The 17,898-nt window shown below is 65.8% G+C and carries 13 protein-coding genes; 6 read left to right on the forward strand and 7 right to left on the reverse strand.

Features of this window, described 5'->3' with window-relative positions; translation table 11 throughout:
- The first annotated feature begins 2 nt into the window (after window positions 1-2).
- Together AXYL_RS03155 and AXYL_RS03160 are read left to right on the forward strand one after the other, a co-directional pair.
- The gene (locus AXYL_RS03155; RefSeq protein ID WP_013391385.1) at window positions 3-1,130 is read left to right on the forward strand and encodes a membrane-bound O-acyltransferase; all 1,128 of its coding nucleotides are present in this window, start codon (window positions 3-5) and stop codon (window positions 1,128-1,130) included.
- Between the two features lie 16 nt (window positions 1,131-1,146).
- Window positions 1,147-2,592 (forward strand): D-alanine--poly(phosphoribitol) ligase, encoded by a 1,446-nt coding sequence (locus AXYL_RS03160; RefSeq protein WP_013391386.1) that lies wholly within the window; start codon window positions 1,147-1,149, stop codon window positions 2,590-2,592.
- A gap of 32 nt (window positions 2,593-2,624) precedes the next feature.
- Here AXYL_RS03160 and AXYL_RS03165 read toward each other — a convergent pair whose 3' ends face one another.
- From AXYL_RS03165 to AXYL_RS03185, 5 genes are all read right to left on the reverse strand, one after another.
- Complete coding sequence (locus AXYL_RS03165; RefSeq protein ID WP_013391387.1) at window positions 2,625-3,185, reverse strand: YggT family protein; 561 nt, start codon at window positions 3,183-3,185, stop codon at window positions 2,625-2,627.
- A gap of 182 nt (window positions 3,186-3,367) precedes the next feature.
- The gene (locus tag AXYL_RS03170) at window positions 3,368-4,033 is read right to left on the reverse strand and encodes a histone H1-like DNA-binding protein (RefSeq protein WP_013391388.1); all 666 of its coding nucleotides are present in this window, start codon (window positions 4,031-4,033) and stop codon (window positions 3,368-3,370) included.
- Between the two features lie 420 nt (window positions 4,034-4,453).
- A complete protein-coding gene (locus tag AXYL_RS03175; RefSeq protein ID WP_013391389.1) occupies window positions 4,454-5,653 on the reverse strand; it encodes a ribonucleotide-diphosphate reductase subunit beta in 1,200 nt (399 codons plus the stop codon).
- Between the two features lie 20 nt (window positions 5,654-5,673).
- Complete coding sequence (locus AXYL_RS03180; protein WP_013391390.1) at window positions 5,674-8,604, reverse strand: ribonucleoside-diphosphate reductase subunit alpha; 2,931 nt, start codon at window positions 8,602-8,604, stop codon at window positions 5,674-5,676.
- Between the two features lie 303 nt (window positions 8,605-8,907).
- Window positions 8,908-12,414, reverse strand: a complete 3,507-nt coding sequence (locus AXYL_RS03185; RefSeq protein ID WP_013391391.1) for an indolepyruvate ferredoxin oxidoreductase family protein — start codon at window positions 12,412-12,414, stop codon at window positions 8,908-8,910.
- 129 nt (window positions 12,415-12,543) lie between these two features.
- Here AXYL_RS03185 and AXYL_RS03190 point away from each other — a divergent pair, with 129 nt between their 5' ends.
- Window positions 12,544-12,993: an Lrp/AsnC family transcriptional regulator gene (locus tag AXYL_RS03190; protein ID WP_008159001.1), complete on the forward strand. Its 450-nt coding sequence runs from the start codon at window positions 12,544-12,546 to the stop codon at window positions 12,991-12,993.
- 45 nt (window positions 12,994-13,038) lie between these two features.
- Here AXYL_RS03190 and AXYL_RS03195 read toward each other — a convergent pair whose 3' ends face one another.
- Window positions 13,039-14,004, reverse strand: a complete 966-nt coding sequence (locus AXYL_RS03195; RefSeq protein WP_013391392.1) for a Bug family tripartite tricarboxylate transporter substrate binding protein — start codon at window positions 14,002-14,004, stop codon at window positions 13,039-13,041.
- Between the two features lie 60 nt (window positions 14,005-14,064).
- The gene (locus AXYL_RS03200) at window positions 14,065-14,910 is read right to left on the reverse strand and encodes an alpha/beta fold hydrolase (protein ID WP_013391393.1); all 846 of its coding nucleotides are present in this window, start codon (window positions 14,908-14,910) and stop codon (window positions 14,065-14,067) included.
- A gap of 85 nt (window positions 14,911-14,995) precedes the next feature.
- Between AXYL_RS03200 and AXYL_RS03205 the strand changes: the two genes are divergently transcribed.
- The 3 genes from AXYL_RS03205 (at window position 14,996) to AXYL_RS03215 (ending at window position 17,889) form a co-directional block, all read left to right on the forward strand.
- Complete coding sequence (locus AXYL_RS03205; protein WP_413772866.1) at window positions 14,996-15,895, forward strand: LysR substrate-binding domain-containing protein; 900 nt, start codon at window positions 14,996-14,998, stop codon at window positions 15,893-15,895.
- A 189-nt stretch (window positions 15,896-16,084) separates the two neighbouring features.
- On the forward strand, window positions 16,085-16,591 hold the full coding sequence (locus AXYL_RS03210) for a hypothetical protein (RefSeq protein WP_013391395.1): 507 nt from the start codon (window positions 16,085-16,087) through the stop codon (window positions 16,589-16,591).
- 98 nt (window positions 16,592-16,689) lie between these two features.
- Window positions 16,690-17,889, forward strand: coding sequence for an MFS transporter (locus AXYL_RS03215; RefSeq protein WP_013391396.1), 1,200 nt, complete (start codon window positions 16,690-16,692; stop codon window positions 17,887-17,889).
- Window positions 17,890-17,898: the final 9 nt, after the last annotated feature.

The following is a 17,898-nucleotide window of genomic DNA, read 5'->3' on the forward strand; positions in this document are numbered from 1 at the left end:
CCATGGAATTGTTCGCAAGCTTGAGCTTTTTCGGCGGCGCCCTGTGCGGCGGCCTGGGCCTGCTGGCCTACCGCTCCTTCGGCATGCCGTTCCGCATCGGCTATCGCCACATCATCGGCGTGATCTGCCTTGGGGTGTGGATGGCGGTGTTCTGGGCGCGTCCCTACCAGCCCATCGCCTTGCTCGCCATTTCGGGCAGCGCGCTGTGGGCCATGCGCCGCAACTACATCCCCACCTGGCTGGCCGTGATCATCACCATGACGCCGCTGCTGCTGGTGAAGACGGGCGTTTCGCACCTGGGCGCCATGCTGGGGCTGTCCTTCGCCACGTTCCGCGCCATCGACGTGCTGCTGTTCGCGCAACGCAATGAACGCGTGTCGCCGCTGGACTACTTCATCTACCTGTTCTTTCCGCTCACGCTCCTGGCCGGTCCCATGTACCGCTGGCGCAATTTCCAGGCAGACCTGAAGCGCGGCTATGAAGGCGTGAACCTGAACACCTGGCTCAGCGGCCTGGAGCTCATCATGCTGGGCGTGATCCAGAAGTTCGGCGTGGCCGAACTGATCTGGCGCTACGGCCTGGCGACGCTGGACGCGCACGACTACTCCTTCACCGGGGTGGCGCTCAACGCCTCGCTCTACAGCGCTTATCTGTTCTTCGACTTTGCCGGCTATTCCACGATGGCGATCGGGATCGGCATGCTGTTCGGCTTCACCTTGCCGATCAACTTCCGCAATCCCCTGGCCACGCTCAACCCGCAGGATTTCTGGCGCCGCTGGCACATCAGCCTGTCGGAGTGGCTGCGCGACGTGGTGTTCATGCCCATCTATAAGGCGCTGAGCAAGACCAAGTTCTTCGGACGCCATCGCATGGCGGCGCAGAACATCGGCATCTTCGCGACTTTGCTGGCCATGGGCGTCTGGAACGGCCTGTCGCTGCACTACATCGTCAGCGGGCTTATGTTCGGCGCGTATTCGGTGGGCCACAACCTGCTGATCAACGCCGCCCGCACCCGTCCGGGCCTGCAGGCCGCGCTGGCGCAACCGGTCATGCGCTTTCTCGGGCGCGTGCTCACCCTGATTCTTGCTGCGCTGGCGCTTTACGTGTTCAGTGGCCGCAGCCCCATCTGACGCCGGGAGTTTCGGCATGCGTTTCGATCTGAAGTCTTTCCAGTTCATCGATTGCGAGCGCGCGCCCGATGCGCCCGCTGTCGTCGCCGCCGACCGCAGCCTGAGCTGGGCGCAACTGCGCGACGAGGCCGGCGCCTGGGCTGAAGAGGCGCGCAGGCATGGCGCGGCGCCGGATGTGCCGGTGACCATCTACGGTCACAAGGAAGCCTCGTTCTTCGTCGCCATGGTCGGCGCCCTGTTGATCGGGGCGCCGTTCGTGCCGGTGGACACGATCTATCCGCAGGAGCGCCTGCGCCGCATTGTCGAGATCGTGCGTGCCGCCGCCGTGTTCGATGCCGCCAGCGGCAGCTTCACGCCGGGCGAGGGCGCCATGCTGGCCGAGCGCGGCCTGGCTTACGTCATGTTCACGTCCGGCAGCACCGGCGATCCGAAGGGCGTGCAGATCGGCCGCGAAAGCGTCGGCCTGCTGGGCGACTGGATGCTGGGCAGCTTCGGCTTGGGCGAGGCGCCCGTGTTCATGAACCAGGCGCCGTTCAGCTTCGACCTGTCCATGTACGAAGTGTTCGCCACCCTGGCCGCAGGAGGCTGCTGCGTGCTGAATGCGCGTGAGCAGATCGCCGCGCCGGCAACCTGGATGGCCCGCCTGGCCGAGCACGGCGTTACCGCCTGGGTGTCCACGCCGTCATTCGCGCACCAGCAACTGGCCAACCGCGATTTCTCGCCAGCCGCCTTGCCCACGCTGCGCACCTTCCTGTTTTGCGGCGAACCGTTGCCGTCGGCGCTGGCCAAGAAACTGCGCCAGCGCTTCCCGGAGGCCGTCATTCTGAATACCTACGGCCCCACGGAAGCCACCGTGGCGACCACCTGGATCGAGGTCACCGACGCGGTCCTGGCCGCGCACGATCCGCTGCCGGTGGGGCATGCCAAGCCCGACAGCGTGCTGATCGTGGACGAGGGCGAGATCTGCATCGTGGGCGACCACGTCATGCGCGGCTATCTGAACCGCCCCGACCTGAACCAGGCCAAGCTCTACACCTACGCCGACGGCCGTCGCGCTTTTCGCACGGGGGACCTGGGCCAGATGGAGGGCGACGGCCTGCTGTTCTGCCGCGGCCGCATGGATGACCAGATCAAGCTGAACGGCTATCGCATCGAACTGGCCGAGATCGATGAAGCGCTGCACGGTCTGCCGGGCGTGGAGGGCGGCGCCTGCGCGGTGCTGCGCAGGCCTGACGGCACGGCGGTGCGATTGATCGGATTCGTGGCGGGGGTGGAGGCCGGGCAGGCGCCGTGCATGCTGGCGCCGGACGCGTTGGCGGGCTGGAAGGAGCGGCTGGCGCAGCGTCTGCCGCCTTACATGGTGCCGTCCGAGCTGGTGGCTTGTCCGGCGCTTCCCATGTCGAACAACCACAAGATCGACCGCAAGAAACTGGTCGAGATCTACGCCGGCATTTCGGCGTAAGCGCTTGCGGGGCCGCGTGCGGCCCCGCTGCTTTACAGGCCCATCATGCGCTGGCTGATGTTGGACAGCACCATCAGCAGCACCTGCGCGACGATCAGCAGCACCAGCGGCGAAAAGTCGATCGCGGTGCGCGGCAGCAGGCGGCGGATGGGGTCCAGCATGGGCGCGGTCAGCGCCTGCAGCAGCGGCATCATGGGCGCCATCGGGTTGACCCACGACAGCACGGCCTGGATCAGCGTCAGCCACACCACCAGATTCAGCGCCCATTTGATGGCCATGATCAAGGCCGAGCCCATGGCCTTGGGCAGGTATTCCACCGGAATCAGCGCGCCGATCGCCACCAGCCAGACCAGCACCAGATAGATCAGCGCGGACAGCCACACGGCGACCAGGCTGGTCCAGTCGATCTTGTTGCTGGCGGGAATGATCTTGCGCAGGGGCAGCACCAGCCAGTTGGTGACCTGGTAGATGAAGCGCGACAAGGGGTTGAAGGGGTGCAGCCGTATCGCGTGCATCCAGGCGCGGGCAATCAGCGCCGCGCCGAACAGCGTGAACACGATTTCGAGAAGGAAGCGCAAGATTTCATCGAGCATGGACACGGTCACCCTGAAAAAGAGGAGTCAATTGTCGCACGCCCAAGCGAAAAATCGCCGGCAGGCAGCGCGTGCTCGACGTCTGGGGGAGAGGCTGGCCGATTGCGGACCGGGCGGACATGAAAAAGCCGCCCGGCCTAGGCCAGGCGGCTCTGCGAAGCTAGCGCTTCGAACCGTCCGGATTAGGGACGGCCACCCGTCGGGAACGGCCACGACGCGGCGGGGTTCAGCGCGGTCTTCGCGCCCGGAGCGGCAGCCGTGGACGGCGGCGTTACGGGCTTCTTCGGAGCGGCTTTCTTCGCAGCGGGCTTCTTGGCGGCGGCAGGCTTCTTGGCAGCAGCAGGCTTGGCAGCAGCGGGAGCCTTCTTGGCAGCAGGCGCCTTCTTGGCGACGGCCTTCTTGGCAACCGCCTTCTTGGCAGCAGGCGCCTTCTTGGCGACGGCCTTCTTGGCTACCGCTTTCTTGGCGACGGCCTTCTTGGCGACGACTTTCTTGGCTACGGCTTTCTTGGCGACGGCCTTCTTGGCAACCGCCTTCTTGGCGACGGCTTTCTTGGCCACGGCCTTCTTGGCGACAACCTTCTTGGCTACCGCTTTCTTGGCCACGGCCTTCTTGGCGACGGCCTTCTTGGCTACCGCTTTCTTGGCTACCGCTTTCTTGGCGGCGACCTTCTTGACTGCCGGCTTCTTGGCGGCAACCTTCTTCACTGCCTGCTTCTTGGCAGCGACTTTCTTGACGGCTACCTTCTTGACGGCAGCTTTCTTGGCCGGTGCGGCCTTCTTCGCTACTGCCTTCTTGGCGGCGGGCTTCTTCACCGCTTTCTTTACGGCTTTCTTGGCTGTTGCCATGGTCATGCTCCTTAGGTTCAGGGGTCCCAGAACTTAAACCCGTGCCCCGATCCGCCAACGGCGCATCGTGCCCGGGCTATTCATCGGCGCAAGCCGCTGTTCTGTGCGAGCAACAGCTACTACGGTTTGCGCTAATGAATTCGGCACAGCCATTTGATATGGCCCCCGCTCCTATGGCGCGAGCCATTTCAAATGGCGCCGGCAGGCGACCTGATCACAGGCCGCCGACCGCTTGTTCTACGTGTTCGAAATGCCTCCACGCCGCGCCTTCGGCTCGCTGCCCCCGAGGGGGTGCGCTTTTCCTTGAGACGGCCCGGCGGCAAAACACCCTGACCAGGGAGAGCGTCATCAAGCCTGTTGCGAACGCGACGCTCCTTGCTTCTGGAGCGTGCCCGCGCCGGGCCTGATGACGTACTGCTTTTACTCCCAGCTCAGCGTGCCACCGGTTTGGTATTCGATCACGCGAGTTTCAAAAAAGTTGCGTTCCTTTTTAAGATCGATCATTTCCGCCATCCACGGGAAGGGGTTTTCTTCCTGGGGGTACAGCGGTTCGATACCGATTTGCTGGCAACGACGGTTGGCGATGAAGCGCAGATAGGATTTGAACATAGGTGCGTTCAAGCCCAACACGCCGCGCGGCATCGTGTCTTCGGCGTAAGCGTATTCGAGTTCGACCGCTTTGCGGAAGAGTTCTCGAATTTCTTCGCGGAATTCCGGCGTCCACAGATGCGGATTTTCCAGTTTGACGGTGTTGATCAGGTCGATGCCGAAATTGCAGTGCATGGATTCATCGCGCAGGATGTACATGTACTGTTCGGCGGCGCCGGTCATCTTGTTCTGGCGGCCCAGCGCCAGGATCTGCGTGAAGCCAACGTAGAAGAACAGGCCTTCCATCAGGCAAGCGAAGACGATCAGCGACTTCAGCAGCGTCTGGTCGGCTTCGGGAGTGCCCGTCTTGAAGTTGGGGTCCGCGATCGCGTCGATGAACGGGATCAGGAACTCGTCCTTGGCGCGGATGGACGGCACTTCGTTGTAAGCGTTGAAGATCTCCGCTTCGTCCAGGTCCAGGCTTTCGACGATGTATTGATAGGCGTGCGTGTGGATCGCTTCTTCAAACGCCTGGCGCAGCAGGAACTGGCGGCACTCGGGCGCCGTGATGTGGCGGTAGGTGCCCAGCACGATGTTGTTCGCGGCCAGCGAGTCGGCGGTGACGAAGAAACCCAGGTTGCGCTTGACGATGCGGCGCTCGTCCTCGGTGAGCCCGTTCGGGTTCTTCCAGAGGGCGATGTCGCGCGACATGTTGATCTCTTGCGGCATCCAGTGGTTGGCGCAAGTGGCCAGGTACTTTTCCCACGCCCACTTGTACTTGAACGGTACGAGCTGGTTGACGTCGGTCTGGCCGTTGATGATGCGCTTGTCGGCAACCTTCACGCGTTGCGAGGTGGCGGCGCCGCTGGCGGCCAGGCCGGCCGCGTGTTCAGGCGCGGCGGGCGTGGGCATGGCGGTGTCGCCGAAAACACCGGTCGCCGCCCGGACTTCGGGCGCAGCCTGCCCACCGGCCGCGGGTGCGGGCGATTGAGCAGCTTGCGTGGCGATGGTGTCGTCTTCCCAATTAATCATGATTCATTCTCCGGAGGCGGTTATTGGCAGGCTTCGCACTCTTCGAAGCCGGGGTCGCCCGGCCGCATGGTGCAAACCGCCCCGAGAACTTCGGGTTCCGGCAAAACAGGTGCAGCAGCGACAGCGGCGGACGTGGACTGGCCTCCTGCGGAAACGGCGTTCAATTCGCCGCCGCGTCCCGTGGACTTCTCGGCGCTGGTGGCGCCCAGGGTACGCAGGTAGTAGGTCGTCTTCAGGCCGCGCTTCCAAGCCAGCTTGTAGGTGTCGTCCAGTTTCTTGCCCGACGCGCCGGCCATGTAGATGTTCAGCGACTGTGCTTGATCGATCCACTTCTGGCGGCGCGACGCGCATTCAACCAGCCAGCTCGGTTCGACTTCGAACGCAGTGGCGTAGAGGTCGCGGAGTTCGGAAGGTACGCGATCGATGCGGGACAGGCTGCCGTCGAAGTACTTGAGGTCGGCGACCATGACTTCGTCCCAGAGACCGAGTTTCTTCAGGTCACGCACGAGGTAATCGTTAACGACCGTGAACTCGCCGGAGAGATTCGATTTGACGTACAAGTTCTGGAAAGTGGGTTCGATGCACGCAGATACGCCAATGATATTGGAAATAGTCGCGGTTGGGGCGATTGCGATGCAATTGGAGTTGCGCATGCCATGTTTTTTGATGCGCGCGCGCAACGTATCCCAATCGAGCGTGCTCGACTCATCAACTTCAACATGACCACCGCGTTCATCGCGCAGCATCTTCAACGTGTCTTGCGGCAAGATGCCGCGCGACCACAGCGAGCCTTCATACGATTGATAGCGGCCGCGCTCTTCAGCGAGCAGGCTCGAGGCCCAGTACGCGTGATAGCACACGGCTTCCATCGAACGGTCGGCGAATTCGACGGCGGACTGCGATGCGTAAGGCACGCGCATCATCTGCAGGCAATCCTGGAAGCCCATGATGCCCATGCCCACCGGACGATGGCGCGCGTTGGAATTGCGAGCCTTGTCGACGGCGTAGTAGTTGATGTCGATCACGTTGTCGAGCATGCGCATGGCGATGCTGACGGTGCGCTTGATCTTGTCGTGGTCGAGTTCGAAACCGCCGCCGGCAGCCGGCTTCATGTGCGCGACCAGGTTCACGGAACCCAGGTTGCACACCGCGATTTCGGATTCGTTGGTGTTCAGCGTGATCTCGGTGCACAGGTTCGAGCTGTGGACCACGCCCACGTGCTGCTGCGGCGAACGGATGTTGCAAGGATCCTTGAACGTGATCCAGGGGTGGCCGGTTTCGAACAGCATCGACAGCATCTTGCGCCACAGGTTCAGCGCCGGCATCTTCTTGAAGAGCTTGAGCTCGCCGCTGGCCACGCGCGCTTCGTAGCCCACGTAGGCTTCTTCAAAGGCGCGGCCGTACTTGTCGTGCAGGTCGGGGCAGTCGGACGGCGAGAACAGCGTCCACTCGCCGCCTTCCATGACGCGCTTCATGAACAGGTCGGGAATCCAGTTCGCCGTGTTCATGTCGTGCGTGCGGCGGCGCTCGTCGCCGGTGTTCTTGCGCAGTTCCAGGAATTCTTCGATGTCCAGGTGCCACGATTCCAGGTACGTGCAGACAGCGCCCTTGCGCTTGCCGCCCTGGTTGACCGCGACGGCGGTGTCGTTGACGACCTTCAGGAACGGCACGACGCCTTGGCTTTCGCCGTTGGTGCCCTTGATGTGGCTGCGCAGCGCGCGCACCGGGGTCCAGTCGTTGCCCAGGCCGCCGGCGTACTTGGCCAGCAGCGCGTTTTCCTTGATGGCGTCGTAGATGCCTTCCAGGTCGTCGGAGACGGTGGTGAGGTAGCACGACGACAGCTGCGAGTGCAGGGTGCCGGAGTTGAACAGCGTCGGCGTCGAGCTCATGAAGTCGAACGAGGACAGGATCTCGTAGAACTCGATGGCGCGGGTTTCGCGGTCGGCTTCGCGCAGCGCCAGGCCCATGGCCACGCGCATGAAGAACACCTGCGGCAGTTCGATGCGGGTGCCGCGGATGTGCAGGAAGTAGCGGTCGTACAGGGTCTGCAGGCCGAGGTAGCCGAATTGCAGATCGCGCTTGGCGTTCAGGGCGTGGCCCAGCTTGGTCAGGTCATAGCTGGCCAGGTCGGGCGACAGCAGGCCGCCTTCGATGCCGCGGGCGATGAAGGTGGGGAAGTATTCGGCGTAGCGGGCGGCCATGCCGTCCTGCGAGACTTCCTCGCCCAGCACTTCCTTGCGGATCGTGTGCAGCAGCAGACGTGCGGTGACCTGGCTGTAGGCCGGGTCCTTTTCGACCAGCGCGCGCGCGGACAGGATGGCGGACTTGAACACTTCGTCGACGGGAATGCCGTCGTACAGGTTCTTGACCGTTTCCTTCAGGATCGCTTCCGTGTCGATGAATTCGGCCAGGCCTTCGCCGGCGGCTTCGATGGTGGCGCGCAGTTCAGCCAGGTCCAGCGGGCGGCGCACGCCGGCGTCGGTCACGTTCAGCACGTGCTCCTGCGGGGCGGCGGCCTTCTCCTGGGTGTCGGCGGCGGCGGCGGCTGCGGCGCGTTCCTGCGTGCGCTTTTCGCGGTACAGCACGTAGGCGCGGGCAACGTCGTGTTCGCCCGAGCGCATCAGGGCCAGTTCGACCTGGTCCTGGATGTCTTCAATATGGAAGGTGCCGCCGTTGGGGCGGTTGCGCACCAGCGCATTGACGGCCTGGCCGGTCAGGTTCTCGACCAGCTCACGCACGCGCGCCGAGGCCGCGCCCTGGCCGCCGTTGACGGCCAGGAAGGCCTTGGTCATGGCGATGGCGATCTTGTTGGGTTCGAACCCGACCACCGAGCCATTGCGGCGAATGATGTTGTAGCTGGCCCATTGCCCGCCATTGGCGTCGGCAGGGGAATCGGTTTGCGAGGGCGGCACGGCCGTAGGCCGGGTCACAGAGGCGATCGTAGTCTGCATGGAAGCTCCTGTGCGAAAAGCGCGTAGATAGCGACATGACGACGTCATGTCAGGTACGAAATTGGATCTTTTGAGGGGGTCGCAACGTTCTGGACGGGCTAGTCCAAAAGGCGTGGCCGACGGGAATCAGCGCTTAGGCGACCACAACATGTAGTGTAGCACCCCTCGTTGGACACTAATTCTAGTGATCGAGTACGACAGGGACAAGAAGAAGATAAGACGAAGTTCACAAAAGATTGTTACCAAATGCACTAGGCGCGCCCAGCAAGGCGCGCCCAGGAAGGTGCCGCTCAGAGCGAATGTTTATGCGGTTTTCCGCAGGGGCATATCTTGCGGGGCAGGCGCCGTATAGGTTTGCATCAAGCGGCCTAACTCCGTCCGATACTTCTCGACGTTTGCAGCCTTCACGTGACCGAAGCCGCGGATGGTTTCTGCAAGGCCGGCGATTGTAGCCGCTTGGGCCAGCTTGTCGCGGGTCAACCCTGCGAGCAACTGGTCTATGGTCTGGCGGTACTCGCGCACCAGCGACCGTTCCATCTTGCGTTCAGCGGTGTGGCCGAAGGGATCGAACCAGGTGCCGCGCAAGCCCTTCAGGCGCGTCAGCATTTTCAGCGCGGTCATGGTGCGCGGGCCCAGCGTCATCTTGCGCGGCACGCCGGTGCGCGGATCCTTGCGCGCGAAGATGGGCGGCGCCATGTGGAAGCGCAGGCTGTAGTCGCCTTCGAACTGGCCCTTCAGCTGTGCCTGGAACGACTCGCCGGTGTAGAGCCGCGCGACTTCGTATTCGTCCTTGTAGGCCATGAGCTTGAACAGGCCGCGCGCGACCGCCAGCGCCAGGCGCGGGGTCTTGGCCTCGGGCGCGAGTTCGCGTTCGCGCGCCGCGACGGCTTCGACCACGTCCTGGAACTGGCGGGCATAGCCGGCGTCCTGGTAGGCGGTGAGGTCGTCGATGCGGCGGGCGACGGCGCGTTCGAACGACTCGGGCACATGCAGCTGCACCACCTGGGCGCGCGGCCGCAGCGCGCCTTCCAGCGCGTCGGGCTGGTGCGCCGCGAGGCGGCCGCTGTCGAATGCGGCCCGGTTGGCGGCCACCGCCACGCCGTTGAGTTCGATGGCGCGGTTGATGGCCGCTTGCGATAGCGGCACGCCGCCGCGCTGCCAGGCATAGCCCAGCATGAACATATTGGACAGGATGCTGTCGCCGAACAGGGCCAGCGCCGCTTCATGCGCGTCGATCGCGGCGGTGTTGGATTCGCCCGCCGCGTGGCGGATCTTGGCCAGCAGCGCTTCGGGCTGCATGGCCGCGTCCGGGTTGCGGGTGAAATCGGAGACCGGCGCGACGTAGCTGTTGACCGTGACCTGGGTATGGCCGCGGCGCAGCGCGCCCAGCGAGTCCGGCGCCACGGAGGCGACCGGGTCGCACAGGATCGCGGCGTCGGCCTGCTGCCAGTCCAGGCGCACCGGGCCTGCCGGCGCGCCGGCAGGCGCCAGACGGATGTGGCTGACCACCGTGCCGCCTTTCTGCGCCAGGCCGGTCAGGTCGAGCACCGCGGCGGACAGGCCTTCCAGATGCGCCGCCATCGACACGATGGCGCCGATGGTGATGACGCCGGTGCCGCCCATGCCGGCCACCAGCAGGCGGTAGGGATGGTCCAGCGCGGGCATGGCGGGCAGGGGCAATTGCGCGATCAGCTTCTGCAGGCGTTCCTGGTCGGCCTTGGGCGCCGCGCTTTTCTTGGGCTTGCCGCCCATCACGGAGACGAAGCTGGGGCAGAAGCCTTCGGCGCAGGAGTAGTCCTTGTTGCAGCTGGATTGGTCGATGGCGCGCTTGCGGCCATAGGGCGTTTCCAGCGGCACCACCGACAGGCAGTTCGATTGCACGCCGCAGTCGCCGCAGCCTTCGCAGACGGCGCTGTTGATCTGCATGCGGCGTGCCGGGTCGGGGAACTGGTTCTTCTTGCGGCGACGGCGCTTTTCGGCGGCGCAGGTCTGGTCGTGGATCAGCACGGTCACGCCGGGGATCTCGCGCAGCTCGCGCTGCAGCGCGTCGAGTTCGCGGCGGTGGTGCACCTTGATGCCGGCGCCCAGGTCCACGCCTTGGTACTTTTCGGGCTCGTCGGTGGTGACGACGATGCGCGTCACGTTCTCGCCGCGCAGCTGCTGGCAGATGCTGGGCACCGAGATCGGGCCGTCGATGGGCTGGCCGCCCGTCATGGCCGTGGCGTCGTTGAACAGGATCTTGTAGGTGATGTTGGCCTTGGCGGCCACGGCCTGGCGGATGGCGAGATAGCCGGAGTGGTAATAAGTGCCTTCTCCCATGTTCTGGAAGATGTGCGGCATCTTGGTGTAGCGCGACAGGCCGATCCAGTCCACGCCTTCGCCGCCCATCTGCGTCAGGCCGCCGGTGTCGCGGTCCATCCAGGCGGCCATGTAGTGGCAGCCCACGCCCGACAGGGCCTGGCTGCCTTCCGGCACCTTGGTCGAGGTGCTGTGCGGGCAGCCCGAACAGAAGTAGGGGCGGCGGCGCATGCCGTCGGCGTCGTTGGACAGCGGCGCCTGGCAGGCGAACGCGGACAGGTCCGCGGCCAGCGGCAGGCCGGCGGCGCGGCTGAGCCAGCTGGCCAGCGGCTGCGCCAGCAGCGAGGGGCGCAACTGGCCGGCCGAGGGCACCAGCGCTTCGCCGTCGAAGCCCTTTTTGCCGATGACCGAGGGGCGGTCCGGCAGGTTGAACAGCAGGTCCTTGATCTGGCTTTCGACCACCGCGCCCTTTTCCTCGATCACGAGAATGTGCGACAGGCCGCGCGCGAATTCCAGCAGGCGTTCGCTATCCAGCGGCCAGGTCAGGCCCGGCTTGTAGATGCGCACCGGCGCGTTGGCGGTGACGGTGTCCACGCCCAGGCGCGACAGCGCTTCCATGGTGTCCAGGTGCGCCTTGCCCACCGTGACGATGCCGACAGCGGCCTTGGGCGCCGGACAGGTCAGGCGGTCGATGCTGTGGCGGCGCGCGAACGCGGCCACGGCCTTCATGCGCAGGTTCATGCGCGTTTCGATCGCCAGCGACAGGAAGTCGCGCGCGGAGTATTCGAGCGATTCGGGCGGCATGTCCGGGTCCGCCGGCATGTCGTAGCGCTGGGCGGGGGCGGGGACGAAGGAATGCCCGCATTCGATGGTTTCAGACACGGCCTTGAAGGCGACCCAGGTGCCCGAGTAGCGTGACAGGGCCCAGCCCCAGAGCGCGAAGGTCTCGTATTCGTCGATGGAGGCGGGATGCACGATGGGCATCTGCCAGCCGATCAGCGAGGCCTCGCTGGCATGCGGGATCGAGGACGAGACGGCGGTGTGGTCGTCGCCCACCACCACCAGCACGCCACCGTTGCGCGATGCGCCCGCGGCGTTGCCGTGATGCAGCGCGTCGCCGGCGCGATCCACGCCCGGGCCCTTGCCGTACCACATGGCGTAGACGCCATCGACGTTGCGGTCGGCGCGCACGCCGGCCTGCTGCGTGCCCATGACGGCGGTGGCCGCCATGTCTTCATTGATGGCGGGCAGGAAGGTGATCTGGTTGGCGTCCAGCGCCTTTTGCGCCTTCCACATGGCCATGTCCACGCCGCCCAGCGGCGAGCCGCGGTAGCCCGAGACGAAGCCGGCCGTGTTCAGGCCGCGCTCGCGGTCCATCCGGGCCTGGGTGAGCATGATGCGCACCAGCGCCTGGGTGCCGGTCAGAAAGATGCGGCCGGAGCTGCGGGTGAGGTTGTCGGCGAGCTGGTACTCGAGGTCCAGCTGGGGTTCGGCGGCGGGGGTACCGTCCATGGTGAATACTCCTGGTTTCGGCACCATGATAGGTTCGCGAGCCATCAGGTTTATTGCGTTTTTGGATCGTGCTATCCCTATAATTCGCAATGAACATTTCGTGTACGACAAAAACCAGGAGACTAAGCGATGGACAAGACCGATATCGGCATCCTCAAGGCCTTGCAGGAGGACGGCCGGGCCTCGGCGCAGCAGCTTTCAGAGAAGGTGGGCCTGTCGGCCGCGCCGGTGTGGCGGCGGGTGAAAGCGATGGAAGCCAGCGGGGTGATCCAGGGCTATAGCGCCCAGGTGGACCGCAGCAAGGTGGGGCTGGGCTGCATGTTCGCGCAGATCAGCCTGGAGCGGCATTCTGCCAATACGGTCGAGAACTTCGAGCGCTCGGTGCGCGACGCGCCCGAGATCCTTGAGTGCTATGCGGTCACGGGGGATTCGGACTTCCTGCTGAAGATCCTGGTGGAAAGCCCGGAAGCCTACGACCGGTTCCTGCACCGTTTCCTGTTCAACATGCCGGGCATACGCCAGACGCGCACCATCGTCGCGCTGCGTGAAATCAAGCACGAGCAGCGCCTGCCGCTGTAGGCGCCGCGGTGCCCTCTCTATATAGATATAGGGAGGGCCGCGAGTTTATTGGGGTTGGATGCCGGAAATCCGGATCCATTCCTTCCAGCGCGCCGTGTCTTCCTTCACGAAGGCGTCGAAGCGGGCCACGTCCATCGATTCCGGCGTCAGGCCCAGGGCGCGCAGCTTCTTCGCGGTGGCTTCGTCCTTGACCGCCGCCTGCATGTGGGCGTTCATCTTTTCCACGATCTCGGGCGGCGTGCCCGCCGGCGCCGACAGGCCCAGCCAGCCGGCGACGACGAAATCCGGATAGTAGGTGGTCATGGTCGGCACGCTGGGCCAGGCCGCTTGCGGCTGGGCGCCGGTGACGGCGATGGGGACCAGCCCCTTGCCGTCGATCTGGCCCATCGCGGTGAGGTAGTCGACGAAGGCGAAGTTGATCTGCTTGCCGCGCAGGTCGGTGATGATCTGCGTGATGTTCTTGTAGGCCGCGCCGGTGATCTCGATGCCGGCGCGCTGCTTCAGGAGCTCGGACGGCACTTGCGAGGACGAGCTGTAGTAGCCGAAGAAGACCTGTCCGGGATGCTTCTTGGCGTAGTCGACCAGATCCGGCACCGTGCGGTACGGGCTGTCGGGAGAGACCACGCCGACCGTGCCGAAGGTGCCCAGCATGCCGACCTGGCGGAAGTCCTTCTGCGCGTCGTAGGGCAGGCTCTTGTACAGGAACTGGTTGGCGGAGTGGGTGGAATTGGTGGACAGCAGGAAGGTGTAGCCGTCGGCCGCCGCGTTCTTGGCGGCGTTGGTGCCGACGATGCCGCCGGCGCCGGGACGGTCCTCGACCACCACGGTCTGGCCGGTCTTCTCGCCCAGGTATTGCGCCAGCGTGCGCGCGGTGAGGTCGGCCGCGCCGCCCGCGGCGGACGGCACGATAAGGGTCACGGGCTTCTCGGGCCAGCCGGCGGCGTGCGCCGTTGCGGCCAGCAGCAGGCCGGCGCCGATCAGGGCTGGACGGATATAGCGGGGTATGGACATGGTTGTCTCCTGATGGCGCGGTTGCGCGTCGTTGTCGTTGTTGTGGTTGATCTGCGGGGCTCAGCCGAACTGGCCGCGGTGCCAATCCAGGATGGCGGCGGCGCTGACTTGCCACTGGTCCGCGTACATCATGCAATGCGGCTGCCCGGCAAGCACGGCGTGGGAAAAGCCGAAGCGGCGCGCGATCGCCAGGTCCTGGCCGGGCGGGTGGCGGTCATGCGTGTCCAGCCCGGCTTCCAGGCACAGGCCGGGCGCGCCGATGGCGGCGGCGTCGACAGGCACGCGCAACAGGTAGCGGTCGTTGAGCACTTGCGGGCTTTCGGCGCACAGGCGCTGCGATACCGGCGCGACGTCGCGGTCGGGCGAAGTCGCCAGAAAGCGGGCGCGGATTTCAGCGTCGTTCGGCGCGCGGCGAAGCATGCCCACGGGGACCGGCGGCAACGCTTGCGCGCCAGTCAGGTCGCCGGGCGGCGACGGCGCCAGCAGGATCACGCCAGCCACCGCGCGCTGGCTGGCGGCCAGCAGCGCCGGCAGCGCGCCCATGCTGTGGCCGACGACGACCGTGGGGCGCGCCAGCGCGTCCAGCGCGCTGATGACATCCTGGCCCAGGTCGGCGATGCCTGCCGACGTAAACGCGTCATCCTGCGGCAGGGCTCCATGGCCGCGCAAGTCCAGCGCCGCGCAGGCCAGGCCGGCGCGGGCGAAATAATCCAGGTAGTGCGCGTAGCACCAGGCGCCGTGGTAGGCGCCGGGCACCAACAGCAGGCCGGGCCTGCCGTCTTGCGGGGCGGCGCCGAGGATCAGGCGGCCCTGGCCGGCGGGGCGGTCGGGCAGCCGGTCGATCAGGCTGAAATCCAGCGGGTCGGTGCAGGCGTGCGGTGGGAACAGCAAGGAGTCGGCATTCATGATGCGGTCATCTTAGGGGGGGCGATTCGATCAGAAAACTTTATTTTTCATATGATTGGATAAGTTTGACTAATCGATGCCAGCCATGCGCCCCTTGCCTGAGATTTCCATCACGCACTATCGCCACTTCCTGCTGGTGGCCGAGCTGCGCAGTTTCCGCGCGGCGGCAGCCCGGGCCTTCCGCTCGCAGCCGGCGTTGTCGCTGTCCATCCGCGAAATGGAACAGCGCCTGGGGCAGCCGCTGTTCGAGCCGGGCAACCGCGGCACGCTCACGCGTTTCGGGCAGGACTGCCTGCCGCTGGCGCGCGAGCTGGTGCAGCACCACGACCGCGTGGCGGGGGCGCTGTCGGGACTGGCCAGTAACGAGGCCGGCACCTTGACCATGGCGTCGGTGGCTACCGTGGCCACGCATTGGCTGCCGGAACTGGTAGCTGTGTACCGCGAGCGCTATCCGGCGGTGGCGCTGCGCCTGTTCGACGACAACTCGGAAGGCGTGGAGCGCATGGTGCTGGCGGGCGAGGCGGAGCTGGGCGTATGCAGCCCGGTGTCGCAGGATCGGCGGCTGTCGTTCGAGCCCTTGCTGCGCGACGCTTTCGGCCTGGTGTGCCATCGCGGCCACTCGCTGGCCAGGCGCAAGTCGGTGACCTGGCGCGAGATCGAGGACCTGCCCCTGGTCGGCACCATCGCGCACCGCCAGCTTGCCGGCTATCCGCAGGCGGCCTTCATGCTGGACCGGCAGGTCTTCGTGTCCAACATGATGTCGCTGCTGGCCATGCTGGAACGCGGCGTCGGCGTCACGGTGTTGGCGCGGCTGGGCGTGCCGCCGGACTCGCGCGGCCTGGCCTTTGTGCCGCTGTCCGGACCGCGCATCGAGCGTGAATTGGGCATCACCCGGCTGGCCGGCCGCAGCCTGTCTCCGGCCGCCGCGCGCATGGAGGAAATGCTGCGCGCGAAGGCTGCCAAACGCGGCCGCACTGTCGCTTGAAACCAACGCATTTTTGCGATTTGCGGCCATAAAACAGGCCAATTCCGGGGGCGACTGTTGCGCAATTGCACGCGCTGCGGATCGCCGTTGATTCTTCGCAAACGGCTCTTTAGAGTGCGTGATGTTTGCTGCGCGAGGGATGTGCCGGGATGATCGGCGCGGCGCGTCGACAGACGTGTTGAGGAAGTCATGAGCAGTGTGTATTTGCGTACGGCGGGCATCGCCTGCGCCGTTCTGATCCTGGCCGGTTGCGCCGCCAGGAAACCCGCCACCATCACCGAGGCCCAGCCCGCGGAACCGCCCAAGCCGGTGGCCTGCGTGCCCGCCAAGGCCGGCGATCCGATGATAGGCACGTGGTTGTCGAACACCCGCCCGCGCGACGTCAGCGGCGATCTGCAATCGCTGATCGTGCTGTCCCCCGACGGCACCATGGCCTATGAATCCCTGCTGAAGATCGGCCGCAAGACGCGTCCCGCGCTGCGCGAGACCGGCTGCTGGAGCGTGGCGGACGGCATCTACACGATGCAGACCACCAAGTCCGCCGGTGAACTCGTGGACGCCAACGATCCTATCTACCTGAACCGCTACCGCGTCGAAAAGGTCGAGAAGACCCGCCTGACGATGCGCGAGCTGAAAAACGGCGGCCAGGTCATGACCGCGCGCCGCATGCCTGCGGGCTACCGCCTGCCTTACTGAGCGTTGCGCCGGGCGGACATTCTGCCCGGCGGCAAAGCCAGGATGGCCGGGCTGGGGTAAGGTGCGGTCTTCAGCCACCGCCCCGTCGCCGGTCATCCATGCCCGCCCTTTCCTCCGAAGCGCGCGCCATCGCGCTGCTTGCCCTGGCCGCCTTCGTCAGCGCCAGCGCGTTCCGCATCTGTGATCCCATGTTGCCGCAGCTCGCGGCGGAATTCGGCACCACCACGGGGCAGGCCGCGCGCGCGGTGACCGCGTTCGCCGTGGCCTATGGCGTGCTGCAGATGTTCTTCGGCCCCCTGGGCGACCGCTACGGCAAGTACCGCGTCGTCAGCATCGCGACCTTTGCCTGCGCCCTGGGCAGCGCCGGCGCCGTGATGGCCGGCTCGCTGGACGTGCTGGTGTTCTGCCGCGTCCTGTCCGGCGCCGCGGGGGCGGGCATCGTGCCGCTGTCCATGGCCTGGATCGGCGACAACGTTCCATATGAACGCCGCCAGGCGACCCTGGCGCGCTTCCTGACCGGCACCATCCTCGGCATGTCGGCCGGCCAGCTGGCTGGTGGCCTGTTCGCCGACACGGTGGGTTGGCGCTGGGCGTTCGCCGCGCTGGTCGGCGGCTACCTGATAGTGGGCGTGCTGCTATTGCTGGAAGTGCGGCGCCAGCAGGTCTCGGGCTTGGGCCGGGTGGACCCGGGCGCGGTGCGCCAGGGTTTCGTGGCGCAGGCGCGGCTGGTGCTGGGCACGCCCTGGGCCCGCATCGTGCTGGCGACCGTGTTCGTCGAAGGGTTGCTGGTCTTCGGCGCCTTGGCCTTCGCGCCTTCCTATCTGCATGAACGCTTCGATATTTCCTTGACCGCCGCGGGCGCGCTGGTGGCCGTGTACGCCGTGGGCGGCCTGATCTATACGGTGGTGGCCGGCCGCATCCTGAAGCGCCTGGGCGAACGCGGCCTGGCGATCGCCGGCGGGCTGGTGCTGGGCGTGGCGTTCCTGTCCTATCTGCTGGGGCCGGTCTGGATGTGGAGCTTGCTGGCCAGCGTGTTGGCGGGCTTCGGCTATTACTTGCTGCACGCCACCTTGCAGACCAACGCGACCCAGATGGTGCCCTCGGCACGCGGCACGGCGGTGGCGTGGTTCGCATCCTGCCTGTTCATGGGTCAGGCGGCTGGCGTGGCGCTGGCGGGCGCGGTGGTCGACGAGATCGGCCCCGGCGCGCTGTTCGGCGGTTCGGCCGCGCTGCTGCCCTTGCTGGGGGCGTTCTTCGCGCGTGCGTTGAAGGCGCGCGCGGCGATCCAGCAGGCCTGAGGGGTTGTC

Origin of the sequence: Achromobacter xylosoxidans A8, from assembly GCF_000165835.1 — a bacterium.
In the GTDB taxonomy this organism is placed as follows: domain Bacteria; phylum Pseudomonadota; class Gammaproteobacteria; order Burkholderiales; family Burkholderiaceae_B; genus Achromobacter; species Achromobacter xylosoxidans_B.

Bases quoted from the DNA above. Each gene is read 5' to 3' on its own strand.
- AXYL_RS03155 (WP_013391385.1), top strand. From the start codon at position 3: ATGGAATTGTTCGCAAGCTTGAGCTTTTTCGGCGGCGCCCTGTGCGGC.
- AXYL_RS03160 (WP_013391386.1), top strand. From the start codon at position 1,147: ATGCGTTTCGATCTGAAGTCTTTCCAGTTCATCGATTGCGAGCGCGCG.
- AXYL_RS03165 (WP_013391387.1), bottom strand. From the start codon at position 3,185: ATGCTCGATGAAATCTTGCGCTTCCTTCTCGAAATCGTGTTCACGCTG.
- AXYL_RS03170 (WP_013391388.1), bottom strand. From the start codon at position 4,033: ATGGCAACAGCCAAGAAAGCCGTAAAGAAAGCGGTGAAGAAGCCCGCC.
- AXYL_RS03175 (WP_013391389.1), bottom strand. From the start codon at position 5,653: ATGATTAATTGGGAAGACGACACCATCGCCACGCAAGCTGCTCAATCG.
- AXYL_RS03180 (WP_013391390.1), bottom strand. From the start codon at position 8,604: ATGCAGACTACGATCGCCTCTGTGACCCGGCCTACGGCCGTGCCGCCC.
- AXYL_RS03185 (WP_013391391.1), bottom strand. From the start codon at position 12,414: ATGGACGGTACCCCCGCCGCCGAACCCCAGCTGGACCTCGAGTACCAG.
- AXYL_RS03190 (WP_008159001.1), top strand. From the start codon at position 12,544: ATGGACAAGACCGATATCGGCATCCTCAAGGCCTTGCAGGAGGACGGC.
- AXYL_RS03195 (WP_013391392.1), bottom strand. From the start codon at position 14,004: ATGTCCATACCCCGCTATATCCGTCCAGCCCTGATCGGCGCCGGCCTG.
- AXYL_RS03200 (WP_013391393.1), bottom strand. From the start codon at position 14,910: ATGAATGCCGACTCCTTGCTGTTCCCACCGCACGCCTGCACCGACCCG.
- AXYL_RS03205 (WP_413772866.1), top strand. From the start codon at position 14,996: ATGCGCCCCTTGCCTGAGATTTCCATCACGCACTATCGCCACTTCCTG.
- AXYL_RS03210 (WP_013391395.1), top strand. From the start codon at position 16,085: ATGAGCAGTGTGTATTTGCGTACGGCGGGCATCGCCTGCGCCGTTCTG.
- AXYL_RS03215 (WP_013391396.1), top strand. From the start codon at position 16,690: ATGCCCGCCCTTTCCTCCGAAGCGCGCGCCATCGCGCTGCTTGCCCTG.